We start from the raw sequence: 16,684 nt of genomic DNA, 5'->3' as shown, positions 1-16,684 counted from the left end.
AACGCATCACTTGGCATGTCTGACATGCTGGGAAGCGTGGGCATATCTGCCCTGAAATATTGCGGGTTAGGACGGCCAGCGCTGTGCCTTGCTGACGATGAAGTCGCGGAACACCTGCACACGGGCGACCGTCTTCAACTCTTCGGGATAGACAAAATAAGTGTCGAGTTGAATCGAGTCCGACTCACTGAAGAGCTGAACCAGACGATCGTTTTCTTCGACCAGGTAATCCGGCAATGCTGCAATGCCCAAGCCCTGCTGGCAGGCGCGCATCAGGCCCAGAATATTGTTGACCTTGAAGTAGGGTTCGCGCGGGCCGGAGCCGTTGCGCCCGGCATCGATCAGCCAGCTGCGGTTTTGCAGGTGCGGGGACACCTGGGCGTCGCTGAGCATGATGATGCGGTGCCCGTCGAGTTCGTCGAGGGTGCGCGGGGTGCCGAAATGCTTGATATATTCCGGCGAGCAATAAGCGTGGAATCCCATGGCGAACAGCTTGCGCTGGATCAGGTCCGGCTGGGTCGGCTTGCGGGTGCGGATGGCCACATCGGCTTCGCGCATCGACAGGTCGAGTTCCTCGTCGGTGACGATCAGCGAAATGCGGATTTCCGGATAGAGCGCTGTGAACTCGCCAAGGCGCGGGATCAGCCAGTTGATGCCGACGCCCGGGGTTGTGGTGACCTTGAGGTCGCCGCTAGGCCGCTCGCGGCTGTCAGTCAGCTTTGCGCGGGCCGCCTGGAGCTGCATGAACACGTCATGGGCGGTGCGGAACAGCAGGTCGCCCTGTTCGGTGAGGATCAGGCCGCGGGCGTGGCGGTGGAACAGCGAGACCGCCAGCTCCTGCTCAAGCGCGCTCACCTGTCGTGAGACTGCCGATTGCGACAGGCCCAGTTGCTCGCCTGCATGCGTGAAGCTCCCCGCTTCCGCCGCCGCGTGAAACACCTTCAGCTTGTCCCAGTCCATATCTGTAAATCCGTCGCGGGTTCGTTTGATCATCATTCGGCCGCTGCGCGGTCATGAGCATGCGCGGCAAGATAGCGTTCGGCTTCGAGGGCGGCCATGCAGCCCATGCCGGCGGCGGTGACCGCCTGCCGATAGGTTTCATCCGCCACGTCGCCGGCGGCGAACACGCCGGGCATCGAGGTTGCGGTGGAATTCGGAGCCACTTCGACATAGCCCGAGGGCTTCAGCTTGATCTGGCCCTTGATGAGTTCGGTCGCGGGCGCGTGGCCGATGGCAATGAAGACGCCGTCGGCTGGCACCTGAGTGATGGCGCCGGTCTTGACGTTTTTCAGGCGCACATGGGTGACCTTGGCCGGGCCTTCGGTGCCGCAGATCTCGTCGAGCGCCGAGTCCCAGACCACCTTGATCTTCGGGTGCTTGAACAGTCGCTCCTGCAGGATGCGTTCGGCACGGAAATGGTCGCGGCGATGCACGATGGTGACCTGCGAGGCGAAATTGGTCAGGAACAAAGCTTCCTCGACGGCCGTGTTGCCGCCGCCGACCACGATCACTTCCTTGTTGCGATAGAAGAATCCGTCGCAGGTGGCACAGGCGGATACGCCGCCGCCCTGGAATTTCTCTTCCGACGGGATACCGAGCCAGCGCGCCTGCGCGCCGGTGGCCAGGATCACGGTTTCGGCGAGATAGACATCGCCGCTGTCGCAGGTCAGGCGGAACGGACGCTGGCTTAGATCCATGTCACTGACCAGATCGGTGACGATCTTGGTGCCGACATGATGCGCCTGCTTCTCCATCTGCTCCATCAGCCAGGGCCCCTGGACGACGTCGGCGAAGCCCGGATAGTTCTCGACATCCGTGGTGATGGTCAGCTGGCCGCCAGGCTGAATCCCCTGGATCAGGACGGGCTCGAGCATCGCGCGTGCGGCGTAGATAGCGGCAGTGTAGCCAGCCGGGCCTGAGCCGATGATGACGACTTTGGCATGGATGGGGGCGGCCATGGTCGAGTCCCTTTCTGAAGGGAAATTGGTCATTGCTGAGGCGAAATGTGCCGGCGAACACGTCGCTGCGGCGTCGAAAGTCTTGTCTGCTAGTGTAGAATATCTGGCGAGCCATGCAAGAATTGCAATTCGTCCCGGCAATTTTTCCCCCGGAGACGCTTAATTTCTGCGATGCACGCGCAATAAAATTGCGCAAGTTGCGGCTCCTGCGCTAAGAGCGTTCAAACGGTTTGTTTGAATACCAGCCAGGATCCGCGCCGCGTGCCGAAAAGCCTAGACGACATCGACCTCAAAATTCTCAGCGAAATCCAGGCCGACGGCCGAATCACCAATGTGGAACTCGCCAAGCGCGTTGGCATCTCGCCGCCGCCCTGCCTGCGCCGGGTCCGGACCCTGGAAGAGGCTGGCTATATCCAGGGCTACCGCGGGTTGCTGGATCCCCGATTGCTCGGTTTCGACGTTACCGTGTTTGCCTCGGTCCACCTGTCGAGTCAGGCCGATGCCGATCTCAAGGCGTTCGAGGATTTCGTCCGCAAGGAGCCTTTGGTGCGGGAGTGCTGGATGCTATCGGGCGAGATCGATTTCATCCTGAAATGCGTGGCGCCCGACATGGCGACCTTCCAGGATTTCGTCGGCCATCTCACGGCCGCACCGCATGTCCGCAACGTCCGCACGTCCTTGGTCTTGCAGAACTCGAAATACGCTGCCGCGGTGCCGCTTGAGCTGAGGGCCGCGGATTAGCAGCGAGTGTTAAAGCAAAGGGCGCCCACCTTGCGGTGAGCGCCCTTTTTTATTGCCGTGATGTCGAGCTTAGCTCTTCTTGCGCAGTATCGCGTCGAGGCTGATCGGGCCTCCGCCTGACGTCGCAAGATAGAGGCAGGAGAAGCAGAACAGGATGGCAGCGGTGCCGCCGTTCAGCAGCGGCAGGAAAACCGGATCCGCGCCTTTAAACATGTGGCCGAGGAAGTAAGCGAAGGCCATTTCACCGGCGAGGATGAACGCAACTGGGCGCGTGAACAGGCCGAGCAGCAGCAGCGCACCGCCGACGAGTTCAAGCGTTGCCGCGACCTGGATCAACGGCGGGATATTCGCGAAATAAGGCAGAACCGGAAATTTGAAGATCTTGGCGATGCCATACTGCAGCAGCAGCAGGCCGGTGATGAAGCGGAAAAGGCTTAGTGCAGCAGGCTGAAATTTAGCGAAGGCTTGGTCCATGTCATTAGTCCCCCTGTGATGACCATCGTTTCTAGCATTACTGCAATGCAAAATGCTGGTCACTCTCGTGTGAAAACACGTGAGCTGTGGAAGTATTCCAGAAGTTTTCGTGAGTAGCGATGGCTGGATACCGCCATCAGGGGATAATAAAAAAGCCGCGCATCATGCGCGGCTTTCTTGTTTTCGCGTTGAGCGCTGTCGATCAGCGCCACTCGACCTTGGTGATCTCATAGGCCTTGGCCCCGCCGGGAGCGACGACTTCGACCGATGCGCCTTTGCTCTTGCCGATCAGCGCACGCGCCAGTGGCGAGGTAATCGAGATGCGACCTTTCTTGGCATCAGCCTCGGGCTCGCCGACGATCTGCCAGACTGCCTTCTTCTCGGTGTCCTCATCGATCAGCGTCACGGTCGCGCCGAACTTGATGGTATCGCCGGACAGCTTCGAGATATCGATGATATCGGCGCGGGCGAGCTTGTCCTCGATATCGCTGATGCGGCCTTCATTATGCGACTGCTCTTCCTTGGCGGCGTGATACTCGGCATTTTCCGAGAGGTCGCCATGGGAGCGCGCTTCGGCGATCTGCTCGATGATCCGCGGACGGTGCACCGACTGACGTTCCTTCAGCTCGACCTCCAGCGCAGCGTAGCCACCTGCTGTCATCGGGACCTTCTCAACCATTCTCTTCGTCCTCTAACGTCATGCGGAACGCGGCGGCGCGCGCATGAAACCATTCGTTCTGCAAGATGTCGGCTTGGCTGCGCTTGCAGCCAGTTCAGACGCCGGCTTCGAGTGCCGAAACAAAACAAAAACGCGACCGGTGAGTTCCGGTCGTGCCTTGCCTAGCTGATCTCGTCGGACCTGCAGTCCGCCCGAATTCAGGCTTCGGAAAAGTAACTCTGCAATGTGCGGACCTCAAGGTCCCCGCCCAGATAGGCCCGGACGCCCTGTGCAGCCGCCACGGCACCCGAAAGAGTGGTGTAATACGGTACTTTATGCAAGAGGGCAGCCCGCCGCAGCGAGCGGCTGTCCGCCAGGGCCTGCGGCCCGTCGGTGGTGTTCAGAACCAGCTGAATCTCGCCATTGGTGATGGCATCGACGATGTGCGGCCGGCCTTCCAGCACCTTGTTGATCTTCTCGGCGGGGACGCCGTTGTCGACCAGGAAGCGCTGGGTCCCTGACGTCGCGAGCACCTTGAAGCCGTTCGACGAGAGCAGCTTCACGGCATCGAGAATGCGCGTCTTGTCGCTTTCGCGCACGGACACGAACACGGAGCCACTCCGCGGCACGCGGGTGCCGCCACCGAGCTGGCTCTTGGCGAAGGCGATTTCGAACGAGCGGTCGATGCCCATCACTTCGCCGGTGGAGCGCATCTCCGGGCCGAGCACCGTATCGACGCCGGGGAAGCGCGCGAACGGGAAGACCGATTCCTTGACGCCGACATGGTCGAGCTTGCGCTTCTTCAGACTGAAGTCGGCGAGCTTCTCGCCGGCCATGATACGCGCGGCGATCTTGGCCACCGGCATGCCCATCACCTTGGCAACGAAAGGCACGGTGCGCGACGCGCGCGGATTGACTTCGAGCACGTAGATGTCGCGATCCTTGACCGCGAACTGCACGTTCATCAGTCCGACCACGTCGAGGCCGAGCGCCATGTCGCGGGTCTGGCGTTCGAGTTCGGCGATCATGTCGTCGTCGAGCGAATGCGGCGGCAGCGAGCAGGCCGAGTCGCCGGAGTGAATGCCAGCTTCCTCGATATGCTCCATGATGCCGACGATGAAGGTATCCTTGCCATCGCACAGGCAGTCGACGTCGACTTCGATGGCATCCGACAGGTAGCGATCGAACAGCAGCGGATTGGTGCCGAGCACCGTATTGATCTGGCCGGTCTTGTCGTTCGGATAGCGCGCCTTGACGTCGCCGGGCACCAGCTCCGGCAGCGTGCCGAGCAGGTAATCGCCGAGCTGGCTTTCCTCGCGGATGATCTGCATCGCGCGGCCGCCGAGCACATAGGACGGACGCACCACCAGCGGCAGGCCGAGATCGGCTGCGACGAGGCGGGCCTGTTCGACCGAATAGGCGATGCCGTTCTTCGGCTGCTTGAGCTTGAGCTTGTCGAGGATGCGCTTGAAGCGATCGCGATCTTCGGCAAGATCGATGGCATCCGGCGAGGTACCGAGGATCGGCACGTCGGCGGCTTCCAGCGCGCGCGCGAGCTTCAGCGGGGTCTGGCCGCCGAACTGCACGATCACGCCATGCAGCGTGCCGTTCTGACGTTCGGTGTCGATGATCTCGAGCACATCTTCGGCAGTCAGCGGTTCGAAATACAGGCGATCCGCCGTGTCGTAGTCGGTCGACACGGTCTCCGGATTGCAGTTGACCATGATGGTTTCGTAGCCGGCGTCGGCCAGCGCGAAGCAGGCGTGACAGCAGCAATAGTCGAACTCGATGCCCTGGCCGATACGGTTCGGGCCGCCGCCAAGAATGATGACCTTGTTCTTGTCCGACGGCTGACTCTCGTCGGCGAAGCTGCCGGCGAAGGACGACTCATAGGTCGAATACATGTAAGCGGTCGGCGAGGCGAATTCGGCGGCGCAGGTGTCGATGCGCTTGAACACCGGGCGCACATCGAGCGAGCGGCGCAGTGCCTTGACGTCGGCCTCGGTCTTGCCGGCGAGCACGGCGAGGCGCGCGTCGGAGAAGCCCATGGCCTTCAGCGTCCGCATGCCGAAGGCGTTGGCGGGCAGGCCATTGGCCTTCACCTTGGCTTCCATTTCGACGATGCCGCGCATCTCGGCGAGGAACCACGGATCGATCTTGCAGGAGTTGAAGATCTCCTCGTCGGTCCAGCCCAGACGCATGGCCTGGCCAACCTGCAACAGACGGTCTGGCGTCGGTGTGCCCAGAGCAGCGCGGATGGCGTTCTTGTCGTCGCCGCGGCCGAGATCCTCGATCTCGATTTCGTCGAGACCGGTCAGGCCGGTTTCAAGTCCGCGCAGTGCCTTCTGCAAGCTTTCCTGGAATGTGCGGCCGATGGCCATCACTTCGCCGACCGACTTCATCGACGTGGTCAGCGTGCGCGATGCGCCCGGGAATTTCTCGAAGGCAAAGCGGGGAATCTTGGTGACGACATAGTCGATGGTCGGCTCGAACGACGCAGGGGTTGCGCCGCCAGTGATGTCGTTGGCGATTTCATCCAGCGTGTAACCAACGGCAAGCTTTGCCGCGACCTTGGCGATCGGGAAGCCGGTGGCCTTCGACGCCAGCGCCGACGAGCGCGACACGCGCGGATTCATTTCGATCACGACCATGCGGCCGTCGGCGGGATTGACGCCGAACTGCACGTTGGAGCCGCCGGTCTCGACGCCGATCTCGCGCAGCACCGCCAGCGAGGCGTCGCGCATGATCTGATATTCTTTATCGGTCAACGTCAGCGCCGGCGCGACGGTGATGGAGTCGCCGGTATGCACGCCCATCGGATCGAGATTCTCGATCGAGCAGATGATGATGCAGTTGTCCTTCTTGTCGCGGACGACTTCCATCTCGTACTCTTTCCAGCCGAGCACTGACTCTTCGATCAGCACTTCGTTGGTCGGAGACGCGTCGAGGCCGCGCTCGATGATGTCGAGGAATTCTTCGCGGTTATAGGCAATGCCGCCGCCGGTGCCGCCCATGGTGAAGGACGGGCGGATGATCGCGGGCAAACCAATTTCAGACAGCGCCATCAGCGCCTGGCCAAGCGCGTGCTCCTGATAACGCTTGCGGCGGTCACCTTCATGGAGCACCCACTGGCGTTCGTGTTCGGCCAGCGCGTCGCCCGTTAGCTTGGCCTTTTCGGCCTGGTGCTGCTCGCGATACTGTTTCTTCAGCGCGGATGCGTTGGCGAGCCGCGACTTCGGCGTCTCCAGCCCGATTTTCGTCATCGCCTCGCGGAACAGCTGGCGGTCTTCGGCCTTGTCGATCGCTTCGGCGGTCGCGCCGATCATCTCGACGTCGAACTTCTCCAGCGTGCCCTGCTGGCGCAGCGACAGCGCGCAGTTCAGCGCGGTCTGGCCGCCCATGGTCGGCAGCAGCGCAAAACCCTTGGAGCGGTCGCCGCGCTCCTTTTCGATGATCTTGGCGACGATCTCGGGTGTGATCGGCTCGATATAGGTCGCGTCCGCCAGTTCCGGGTCCGTCATGATCGTGGCCGGATTGGAATTGACCAGAACGATCCGGTAGCCCTCTTCCTTGAGCGTCTTGACGGCTTGCGTGCCCGAATAGTCGAACTCGCAGGCCTGGCCGATCACGATAGGACCGGCGCCGATGATCAGGATGGTGGATATGTCGGTGCGTTTTGGCATTTAAACTCGCGGTGGTGACAAATCGGCACAAAAAAAGGGCGCGCATACGCGCGTCCCTCGGGCCCGGGCGCCAAACCAGCCATTGACCCCTCAGGGAGCCATAGGCCGATCCTCGCGCGCGGCTGTCTTTAGACCACTATAACGGGGCGGGGAAGGCTTTTGAAGGTGCCATCAACCGGCAATTTGGGCCGGTTTCGGGCGCTTCAGAAGGTGTCCGGCGAGGACGAGCACGAGGGCTGCCGCCTCGGCGCAGCCGCCGATCCAGCCGAGGTGGTTGGAGCTCAATGTCGACAGCACCACGCCGCCCAACGCGCTGCCGCCGGCAAAGCCGATATACATGGCCGAGGCGTTCAGCGAGAGCGCGATGACCGAGGCTTCCGGCGTGATGCGCACGAGATGTGCGACCTGTCCGGGATAGAACATCCAGCCGGCAATGCCCTGGGAAAAAATGAAGACCAGAAACAGCACACCCGCAGTGGCGGGCGGTGCGAATGTCAGGGCCGCCGATTGCAGCGTCAGTGACAGCATCATGCCGATCAGGCCCAGCGTTGAGGTCCGGAGCGGTCCGATACGGTCGGACATCGCGCCGCCCAGGGTGTTTCCGATGGCCGCGGCGACGCCAAAGACCAGCAGCGCCAGGCTGATTCCGTTGGCGTCAAAGCCGAGCCGATGCAGCGGCACAGCCAGATAGGTGAATGAGGTAAAGCCCCCGAGGCCCCACATGCAGGTTACGGCAAGGGTTTTCAGCACTTCGGGATGGCGCGCGACGGCAAGCCTCTGACCGAGTGTGGCAGCAGTGCGTGGCAAACCGCGGGGCAGTCCCAGCAGCAGCCCGGCCAATGCGACGGCGCCGAGCGCTGCGACCATCACGAATGTCGACCGCCAGCCAAAATGACTGCCGACCCAGGTTCCGAGCGGCACGCCCAGAACCGTCGCCACCGTCAGGCCGGAGATCACCAGCGACGCGGCGCGGCCACGGCGTTCCGGTGCAGCGATCGCGATTGCGACGGCCATGGCGGTCGGCATGCACAGTCCCGCGCCCACAGCCATCAGCATGCGCGATAGCAGGAGAGTGCCGAATGTGGTCGCAACGGCCGCTAAAAGATTTCCGAGGATGAAGCAGACCAGCGCCAACGAAACGACGGTGCGGCGGTCAAAATTGCTGAACAGCACAGCCAGGATCGGCGAGCCGATGGCATAGGTGATGGCGTAAACGGTGACCAATTGTCCCGTAGCCGCCAACGTGACATTCAGGTCCGCTGCCATGATTGGAAGAAGGCCAGCAATCACAAATGCTTCGGTCCCAATCGCAAATGCCGCCAGGGCCAGCCAGAACACGCTCATCACTACATCCTTAGTTCAAGGTCTGTTGAACTATTGATGCGGCGGTGCAAAATGTCAAATGGTTCAAGAAATATTGAACATTGCGGCGGCCGGTTGGATTCAGTATTGAGGAGTCATGAGCCGCATTCTCCCGCATCCCACGCGCGAACAGATCGAATTGCCTGGCGTGATGGATTGCCTGAGCGATCCGATCCGGCTGGCGATCGTCTATAATCTGGCCAAACGCGAGAAAGAGGTCGGTGAATTGCGCTGTGGCGATTTTTACGGCCTCAGCGGCAAATCCAATCTCGCCTATCATTTTGCGAAACTGCGCGAGGCCGGCCTGATGGAAACGCGCGCGGTGGGGACGGCGCGTTTGATGAAACTGCGCCGCGAAGATCTCGAGAGCAGATTTCCGGGTTTGCTGGATGCGGTGCTCGCATCGGCCGAGCGCGATGCCGAGCGCCTGCAGCTTCCGGTGCTGGAATTCACCGAAACCTGACAGCGCCGACCCACTGGTAAATGTCTGAAAGGTTGGAGGCCCAGCCTGGACGTGAACCAGGATAAAGAGCGATGCATCGCCCCCGCGTAGACATTTCCGCCACCGGGCCGAGCACATGTTACCGATCACGGGGTGGCGATCCACCTCAAGTTTTGTAAACCGTCTGTTAACCTTAATCGTCCGTTTGCCCGAGCCGATGCCTCAGAATGCGTGATGGGCGACGAAGGTCATGCGCGAGGAATTGTGGCCGATATTGATCGGCGCCCGCGACGCCCGGAAACCGGCCGCGGTCAGCTTGGCCAGCATCTCCGCCTCGCTGTAGCGCTGCAGGCCAACCTTGGTGCGCAGCTGTCGGTAGTCAGAGAGGGCCGTGCGCACGAGTCCGACGAATGCATCCCACAGAAAGCCGTGTTCCCGGGCGAGCTTCAGCAGCGCCATGACATCGGTCGCCATGCCGACATCGGGCTGCAGGATGTCGCCGACCACCAGCTTGCCGCCAGGCGCCAGCAGCCGCTTGATGATTGCAAAGGCATCGTCGAGTTCGGGGCCTGTCATGTACTGAGCCACGGAATTCATGACAGCCAGGTCGATCGACTGCGCCGTCATGTTGCGCAACTCTTCCAGCGAACGGACCCGGATTTTGGTGTTGGGCGCGAAGCGGGCGACCAGTCGGCCGCGAACGCCAGGCGCGGGCTCTGCCAGGATCAGCTTGCTGCAGGCATTGGCCACTTTGGCGGCCGAGAGTGCTTCACCGCAGGCATAGTCGAGCACGACGGCATCCTGAGAGGCGATATAGCCAATGATATCGCGGGCGATGACCTCGAAATGCACGTCACGATGCAGCTTGCTCGCATAAATCGTATGCGTGGAATCGTAATAATCGATCCAATCTTCCATCGTCTGCCCGGCCCGATTGTTGTTCCCGTGTCGGGAACCCCTATATTTGTGATGCGTTGAAACGGTCTAGAGCGTTTTCAGGCGCGTGGGAAACCGCCTTTCCTTCAAGAACCGCAGTTTTCGGAAATTTGCAGTGCTTTCCGTCAAGACCACTCCGATTTTTCCTGAAATCTTCCGCCCTGACGACAACCCTCCAGCCATCAAATCATCCAACACGGGAAGGTAAGTAACGTGAGCACCAAGACATCGAAAATCGCTGCCGAAATGAATACCCCGACTGACCTCTCAGCCGACGCCGTGGAGAAGGTGGCCAAGGCGCTGAACGGGTTGCTCGCCGACGCTTTCGCGCTTTACCTGAAGACCAAGAATTTTCACTGGCATCTCAGCGGGCGCCATTTCCGCGACTATCACCTGATGCTCGACGAGCAGTCCGACCAGATTTTTGCGACGACAGACCCGTTGGCGGAACGCGTGCGCAAGATCGGCGGTCGCACGCTGCGCTCGATCGGCGAAGTCGCCAAGCTGCAGACCATCAAGGACAATGACGAGGCCTATGTGCCGCCGGTGGAGATGCTGCGCGAGCTGATGAACGACAACAAGAAGATGGCAGCGGCGATGCGCAAGGCCCACGAGGTCTGCGACGACGCCAAGGACATCGCCAGCGCCAGCCTGCTTGAAAACTACATCGACGACACCGAGCGCCGCACCTGGTTCCTGTTCGAGGCGTCGCAGCAGGAAGGCGGCAACGAGGCGTAAGCTTCGTTCCCGATTGAATATGTCAAAGCGCCCGCTTCACAGCGGGCGTTTTCATGTGGAGATGTTGCCGTTGTTCAGCACCAAGCGCTGGGCCGCGGTTATTCAGGCTGAATGCCGAGTTCCTGAATCGTCTTGCCCGTGGCGACAAGCTCGGCGTCGAAAAAGCGCTTTGCGCCCGCAGGCGTCACCACGTCACCGGAGGCGACGTCGAAGCCGAGTACAGGCGCGCGCTCCAGCACGTCCGGCGATTTCAGTGCCTGCGCAATCTCGGCACTGAGTTTGTCGACGATCTCGGCAGGTGTCCCGGTCGGGGCCATCATCATGAACCAGCCTTGCAGATCCGCGCCCTTCAGCGTCTCGGCAATTGCGGGCACATCCGGCAATGAATCGACGCGCTTGTTGCCGGCGATGGCGAGCGCGCGCAACGTGCCAGCCTTGATGAAGGATTCGGCGACCGATGCCGACTGGATCGTCACCTGGGTGCGTCCGGTCAGGCTGTCCTGGATCGCGTTGGTGATGGTGTTGTAGGGGACCAGGACGAAACTGGTGCCCGCCTGCTTGTTGATGGTTTGTGCGATCAGGCCGGAAATGTTGCGCGCGCCGTCGACCGCCATGCTCAGGGAGCCGGGAGCGGATTTTTCAAGCGCGATCAATTCCGCCAGCGTTTTGGCTTTTACTTCGGGATTGACGAGCAGGACGTGGTTGCTCCGCGCCACCATCGCCACCGGCACGAAATCCTTCACGGGGTCGTAGGGCAGTTTCTTGAACGTATAGGGATTGGTGACCAGCGCCGCCGACGTCGCGAACAGGAAGGTGTAGCCGTCGGGGGCGGCGCGCGCGACCGTCTGTGCGCCGACGAGGTTCGCGGCGCCCGGGCGGTTCTCAACGATGAACTGCTGTCCGAGCGCGCGGGAGAGTTTTTCGGCGACGATGCGGCACAGCACATCCGGGCTGTTGCCCGCCGCCTGCGGCACCACGATCGTCACCGGCTTTTGCGGCCATGATTGCGCGTGGGCGGGCAGCGAGAGGCAAAGAATGCCACCGGTCAACAAGATACGACGGGACAATGTGAGCATGAACTTCCTCCTGAAATGGTTGGCCTGCGATTTCTGATCGCTTGTTGAGGCGTGCTTTTTGAACGAGCGGGTCTTTGTCGTGCGAAGCAGCCCGCGGCGCTGGCGGTGCGGGCTGCCGCTTGCATCAGGCTTCGTCGGCCACGCCGTTGCGCAGCACACCTAGCCGATCGATCTCGACTTCGACGATATCGCCCGGCTTCAGCCAGAGCGGAGGCGTGCGCTTGGCGCCGACGCCGCCCGGCGTGCCGGTGGCGATCACGTCGCCCGGCTCAAGACGGGTGAAGGACGAGCAGTATTCGATCTGACGCGGGATATCGAAGATCATTTGATCGATGGTGGCGTCCTGCACGACCTGGCCATTGACGCGGGTCTGCAGCCGCAGCGGCGCCACGTCGCCGAGTTCGTCCGGCGTCATCATCCAGGGGCCGAAGCCGCCGGTCTCCGGAAAATTCTTGCCGGGCGTGAACTGATGGGTGTGACGCTGGAAATCGCGCACGCTGCCTTCATTGTAGCAGGCGTAACCGGCGATATGGCTCCACGCATCGGCCTGCGTGATGTGGCGGCCGGGCTTGCCGATAATGATGGCGAGTTCGCCTTCGAAGTCGAGGTGGGTCGAGACCTTCGGCCGGATGATATTGGTGAGATGACCGGCCTGACTGTTGGCGAAGCGGCCAAACACCGTGGGATTGTCGACCTCGGCGCGTCCGGTTTCCTTGCGGTGCATCTCGTAGTTCAGGCCGATGCAGAGAATCTTGTCCGGATTCGGAATCACCGGCAACCAGGTAATATCAGCCGTCGGGATACGTTTGGCCTTGTCCGCTGCATCACGCACCACGGACAGCGCGTCGGCTGCAATGACGGATTTGAGATCGGGATAGCGCGCTCCAAGAACCGCGCCGATGTCGAGTGCCTCGTCGCCCTCGATCACACCCCAGGTCTTGCTGGTGCCGATCTGAAAACTTGCCAATTTCATCGTGATGTCCTCGCTGTGGAAGCTGCGTGTCCGTGGGGAATGGTGGTGTGGCGACGCTGTGCGGCCGGCGTGATCATCGGAGCCGCTCAGCAAGATCGGTGAGCAGCGCGTCGAGTGCGCTGGTCTCGCTGGCGACGCCGAAGACGTAATGGTCGGGTCTGACGACGGCGGCATGACAGCCGTGGCGATCGAACCAGGCAGCGAGAACGCCATCTTCTTCAGTAAGTACGTCATCGGCGGAGGGGCCGATGCGAATTGGCCTGATGTCCAGCCGAGTCAGGATCGCTCGCAGATCGGGACTGAGCTCCAGTTCGTTGCGCATATCGAGCACAAGCCGCCATCCAGTGCCGGCGACGCTATCGAGACGGCGCCGTCCTTCTGCAGTCCTGATCCAGGGCTGTGGAAACAACGTGCCGTGTGCCGGGTGGAGGGGAAATGCCAGTAGTCCCGTCTGCAAGGGCGGCACGATTTCCTGACGGGTGATGGTGCGGGGGTGGCCGCCACCCTCCGCAAGAATGCGCTCGTCGCGTGCTGCTGCGGCGTCGGGATCGCGTTCGCAGATCACATGACCGATGGCCTTGATGCGGGAAGTGAGCTGGCGCACATGCTCGCCGCGCTCCTCGCCGTAGCTGTCGAGCAATTTTGCATTGGATTGTCCGCGGAGTACGCGGTCGAGCTTCCAGACCAGATTGCCGACATCGCGGATACCCTGGCACATGCCCTGGCCGATGAAGGGCGGCTGCTGATGTGCGGCATCGCCGGCGAGGAAGATGCGGCCGCGTCGCCATTCCTTCGCGACGAGCGCATGAAACCGGTAGCTCGCAGCACGCCACAGCGTGGCATCATCAGGCGTGATCCAGCGCGCAAGCAGTCGCCAGACTTGCGCGGCCGTTTCCATCTCGCGCAGATCTTCGCCGGGCAGCAGCATGATTTCGAAGCGACGATGATTGCCGGGGCCGATGATGAAGGTCGTGGGCCGCGACGGATCGCAGAATTGCGCCGCGGTCTGCGGCAGCTTGCTGAGGGAGGCGTCGTTGACCTGAAGATCGACGACAAGCCAGGGCTCATCGAAGACGAGATCTTCGAATGCGATGCCAAGCTGTTGCCGGGTGCCGCTCGATGCGCCGTCGCAAGCGATGACGTAGTCGGCGGTAACGTCGCGCGTCGCGCCGCGGTCGTTCCGCAAATGCAGCGTCACACGGTCGGTCGATTGCTCGAAGCCGAGCAGTTCGGTGCCCAGCTCGACTTCGACGCTATCATAGGCCGCGGCATGTTCGCGCAAGGCAGCTTCGACCGGCGGCTGCGTGAACACCATGCTGGGCGTGTAGCCGAGCGGATAGGGCTCCGCGACCATGTCGATCCGGCGGATCAGCTGCCCTTTGGCGCCGAAATGCTGGGAGGCGGGGAATGGAGCAACATAAGGCAGCACGCGCTCGGCAGCGCCGATATTGTCGAGCAGGCGCAGGATCTCGTGATCGATCGCGATCGCACGCGGCTTGTCATAGACCTCTAGCTGACGGTCGATGGCCAGTGTGCGGATGCCACGGTCGCCAAGAAGACTGGCCGCGATGGCGCCTGACGGCCCATGGCCGACCACGACGACCTGAAAATCATTTCGTGTCTGCTCGGATGAAAGCGTCACGCGGTACTCCCGTCGGCGTAGCCAACGGCGGTCTGTGCCGCCTTGACGTGATCGGCCTTGGGTGGGGCGATGCCCCAGTGATCGGTGCGGCCGGGTGGCCAGACCCATTCCGCCGGGCCGCGCACGACATAGCTGTCATCGACCTGCAAAACTTCGGCGGTGTATTCGATGACGATCCCGACCGGATCGATGAAATAGGCAAACACATTGTCGCCGGGGCCGTGACGGCCGACGCCCCAGGCAATGGGAAATCCGGCGTCGATCATGCGGCCCGAGCCGCGCATCACGGCTTCGAGATCCGGCATCAGGAAGGCGACGTGATTGAGCCCGTTCACGGCAGCGTCGGCGATGACGATGGCGTGGTGGTCGCTGTTGCAGCGAACGAAGGCCATGATCTTCGAGCGGTCGGTGAGACGAAAGCCGAGCGCCTGTTCGTAGAACGCGGCGAGATCATCGACACCTGTGCTGTTGATGTTGACATGCGCGAGACGCGTCGGCCGGTTGGCCGATGACGGAGCTTCGGCATGTTGCAGGTCGCCATGAACGAAGCGAAGCGCGCCGCCACCGGGCGCGCGAATGCTCATGATCGTTCCGCCATCGGGCCCCGGATTCGGAGCCGGGCCTGAGAGCAGCGTGGCCCCGTGTTTCACGGATGCTGCGGCGATCGTTTCGAATTCCGCATCCGAATGCAGCCGGAACGTGATGGCCCTCAGCGCAGGGCGATCGCCCTGCCGCAAGGCGACGACATGGTGGTCGCTGCCGCTGGCCCGCAAGTAAGTGACGCCTCCGTGGCGTGTCACGAGGTCGAGTCCCCACACAGATGTGTAGAACTGTTCGGATCGCTGCAAATCTGGCGTGTCGAGATCGACGCTGCGCAGGGCGGAGATCGGGAAATGGGTCATTGCGAAGCCTGCTCGTCAAGGTCGAGGAAACGTCTTGCATTGGCATGAAGGACGAGATTGCGCGTCGCCTCGTCGCCGATCGCTGATGCGGCGCGCGTTGCCGGCGTGCGATCGTGAAATGCGAACGGGTAGTCTGTGCCGAGCATGATCTGCGTCGCGCCGAACTTGGCGATCAGATGCAGCAGCGTCGGGTCGTCATAGACCAGCGCGTCGTAATAGAGCCGGCGTGCCTGCAAGATCGGCGATTCCTGGATGCTCTCCTGCAATACCGGGAAGACCTGATATCCCTCCTGAAGCCGCGGCAGCAGCGACGCGAGCGTGCCGCCGCCGTGGCTGAACGCCATGCGCAGGCGCGGGTGGCGCAGCAAGAGGTTTGAGGTGATGACGGATGCGGCAGCGAGGCCGACATCGGTCGGATAGGCCAGCACCTGCTGCAATTGTGCCGGGCCGACAAGGCGATCCATGCCGCAAGGCCGCAAGGCGTGGACGAACACCGCCATGTCGAGCTTCTCGACCTCGGCGAAGAATCCGTCGAAGTCGGGAGACCCGATCGGCTTGCCGTTGATGTTGCTGCCGATCTCGATGCCCGCAAAGCCGAGTTCGTGCTTCAGCCGATGCAGCTCGGCAATGGCGCGGTCGATGTCCTGCAGCGGTACCGCGCCGAGGGCGGCGAGGCGACCACCGGAATGCATGACCATCGCGGCCATCTGGTCGTTGATGTAGCGGAGGAGATCATTCGCCGCTGCGGGCTCCATCCAATAGGACAGCAGCTCCGGCATCGGCGAAATGGCCTGCACGCCGAGTCCCATCTCCGCCATATCCGCGACGCGCTTGGCGACATCCCAGCAGCGATCCGACACCGTGCGATAGACGCGGCCGGCCATCATCACATGCTTGTGGCAGGGGTTGGCATCCGCCATCGACGGCCAGTCGGCCGGCACCGCCGCGCCCAGGTAGGACGGGATGGAGGCGGGTACGACATGCGCGTGGACATCGATCCCGCAGCTGCATGGGGAGATGGCGCTCATAGGCACTGTGATCGGGCAATGCGCGGCTGGACGGCTGCGAAAACTGCCGATGCCTCAGGCGCTTGCGGAGC

General features: G+C 62.0%; 15 protein-coding genes. 3 read left to right on the top strand and 12 right to left on the bottom strand.

The genetic code is table 11. The features are described from left to right. Positions 1–66: 66 nt before the first annotated feature. Complete coding sequence (locus tag AB8B02_RS20360; RefSeq protein ID WP_089266250.1) at positions 67–960, bottom strand: LysR family transcriptional regulator; 894 nt, start codon at positions 958–960, stop codon at positions 67–69. A gap of 32 nt (positions 961–992) precedes the next feature. Beyond that, the gene (trxB, locus tag AB8B02_RS20355) at positions 993–1,958 is read right to left on the bottom strand and encodes a thioredoxin-disulfide reductase (protein ID WP_184511976.1); all 966 of its coding nucleotides are present in this window, start codon (positions 1,956–1,958) and stop codon (positions 993–995) included. Between the two features lie 261 nt (positions 1,959–2,219). Here trxB and AB8B02_RS20350 point away from each other — a divergent pair, with 261 nt between their 5' ends. Then, a complete protein-coding gene (locus AB8B02_RS20350; RefSeq protein ID WP_068730339.1) occupies positions 2,220–2,699 on the top strand; it encodes an Lrp/AsnC family transcriptional regulator in 480 nt (159 codons plus the stop codon). A gap of 69 nt (positions 2,700–2,768) precedes the next feature. Here the strand turns inward: AB8B02_RS20350 and AB8B02_RS20345 are convergent, their stop codons facing one another. The 4 genes from AB8B02_RS20345 to AB8B02_RS20330 all read right to left on the bottom strand — a co-directional run bounded on the left by AB8B02_RS20345 (position 2,769) and on the right by AB8B02_RS20330 (position 8,858). Next, entirely contained in the window at positions 2,769–3,173 is a 405-nt protein-coding gene (locus AB8B02_RS20345) for a DoxX family protein (RefSeq protein WP_093757105.1), read from the bottom strand. Between the two features lie 202 nt (positions 3,174–3,375). Next, positions 3,376–3,852 carry a transcription elongation factor GreA gene (gene greA, locus AB8B02_RS20340; protein ID WP_068728727.1) on the bottom strand — a complete coding sequence of 159 codons (477 nt, stop codon included), beginning with the start codon at positions 3,850–3,852 and terminating at the stop codon, positions 3,376–3,378. Between the two features lie 197 nt (positions 3,853–4,049). Further along, entirely contained in the window at positions 4,050–7,514 is a 3,465-nt protein-coding gene (gene carB / locus AB8B02_RS20335; protein WP_439065015.1) for a carbamoyl-phosphate synthase large subunit, read from the bottom strand. 171 nt (positions 7,515–7,685) lie between these two features. Next, positions 7,686–8,858 (bottom strand): MFS transporter, encoded by a 1,173-nt coding sequence (locus tag AB8B02_RS20330; RefSeq protein WP_439065014.1) that lies wholly within the window; start codon positions 8,856–8,858, stop codon positions 7,686–7,688. A gap of 115 nt (positions 8,859–8,973) precedes the next feature. On the opposite strand from AB8B02_RS20330, the gene AB8B02_RS20325 reads away from it, so the two are divergent. Next, on the top strand, positions 8,974–9,339 hold the full coding sequence (locus tag AB8B02_RS20325) for an ArsR/SmtB family transcription factor (RefSeq protein ID WP_120287109.1): 366 nt from the start codon (positions 8,974–8,976) through the stop codon (positions 9,337–9,339). Between the two features lie 201 nt (positions 9,340–9,540). Here AB8B02_RS20325 and AB8B02_RS20320 read toward each other — a convergent pair whose 3' ends face one another. Further along, positions 9,541–10,236 carry a class I SAM-dependent methyltransferase gene (locus AB8B02_RS20320; protein ID WP_120287108.1) on the bottom strand — a complete coding sequence of 232 codons (696 nt, stop codon included), beginning with the start codon at positions 10,234–10,236 and terminating at the stop codon, positions 9,541–9,543. A gap of 264 nt (positions 10,237–10,500) precedes the next feature. On the opposite strand from AB8B02_RS20320, the gene AB8B02_RS20315 reads away from it, so the two are divergent. After that, complete coding sequence (locus AB8B02_RS20315; protein WP_089266251.1) at positions 10,501–10,992, top strand: Dps family protein; 492 nt, start codon at positions 10,501–10,503, stop codon at positions 10,990–10,992. 98 nt (positions 10,993–11,090) lie between these two features. On the opposite strand, the gene AB8B02_RS20310 is transcribed toward AB8B02_RS20315, so the two are convergent. From AB8B02_RS20310 to AB8B02_RS20290, 5 genes are all read right to left on the bottom strand, one after another. Then, positions 11,091–12,068, bottom strand: coding sequence for a Bug family tripartite tricarboxylate transporter substrate binding protein (locus tag AB8B02_RS20310; protein WP_439065013.1), 978 nt, complete (start codon positions 12,066–12,068; stop codon positions 11,091–11,093). A 124-nt stretch (positions 12,069–12,192) separates the two neighbouring features. Continuing rightward, complete coding sequence (locus AB8B02_RS20305; RefSeq protein ID WP_439065012.1) at positions 12,193–13,041, bottom strand: fumarylacetoacetate hydrolase family protein; 849 nt, start codon at positions 13,039–13,041, stop codon at positions 12,193–12,195. A 73-nt stretch (positions 13,042–13,114) separates the two neighbouring features. Continuing rightward, the gene (gene mhpA, locus AB8B02_RS20300; protein WP_439065011.1) at positions 13,115–14,683 is read right to left on the bottom strand and encodes a bifunctional 3-(3-hydroxy-phenyl)propionate/3-hydroxycinnamic acid hydroxylase MhpA; all 1,569 of its coding nucleotides are present in this window, start codon (positions 14,681–14,683) and stop codon (positions 13,115–13,117) included. Beyond that, positions 14,680–15,585 carry a VOC family protein gene (locus AB8B02_RS20295; RefSeq protein ID WP_439065010.1) on the bottom strand — a complete coding sequence of 302 codons (906 nt, stop codon included), beginning with the start codon at positions 15,583–15,585 and terminating at the stop codon, positions 14,680–14,682. The genes mhpA and AB8B02_RS20295 overlap by 4 nt, the downstream gene beginning before the upstream one ends. Beyond that, positions 15,582–16,613 (bottom strand): amidohydrolase family protein, encoded by a 1,032-nt coding sequence (locus AB8B02_RS20290; protein ID WP_439065009.1) that lies wholly within the window; start codon positions 16,611–16,613, stop codon positions 15,582–15,584. The genes AB8B02_RS20295 and AB8B02_RS20290 overlap by 4 nt, the downstream gene beginning before the upstream one ends. Positions 16,614–16,684 lie beyond the last annotated feature (71 nt).

Origin of the sequence: Tardiphaga sp. 862_B3_N4_1 (genome assembly GCF_051811085.1) — a bacterium.
GTDB classification, from domain to species: Bacteria; Pseudomonadota; Alphaproteobacteria; order Rhizobiales; family Xanthobacteraceae; genus Tardiphaga; species Tardiphaga robiniae.
This window is presented reverse-complemented; position numbering and strand designations above follow the sequence as displayed.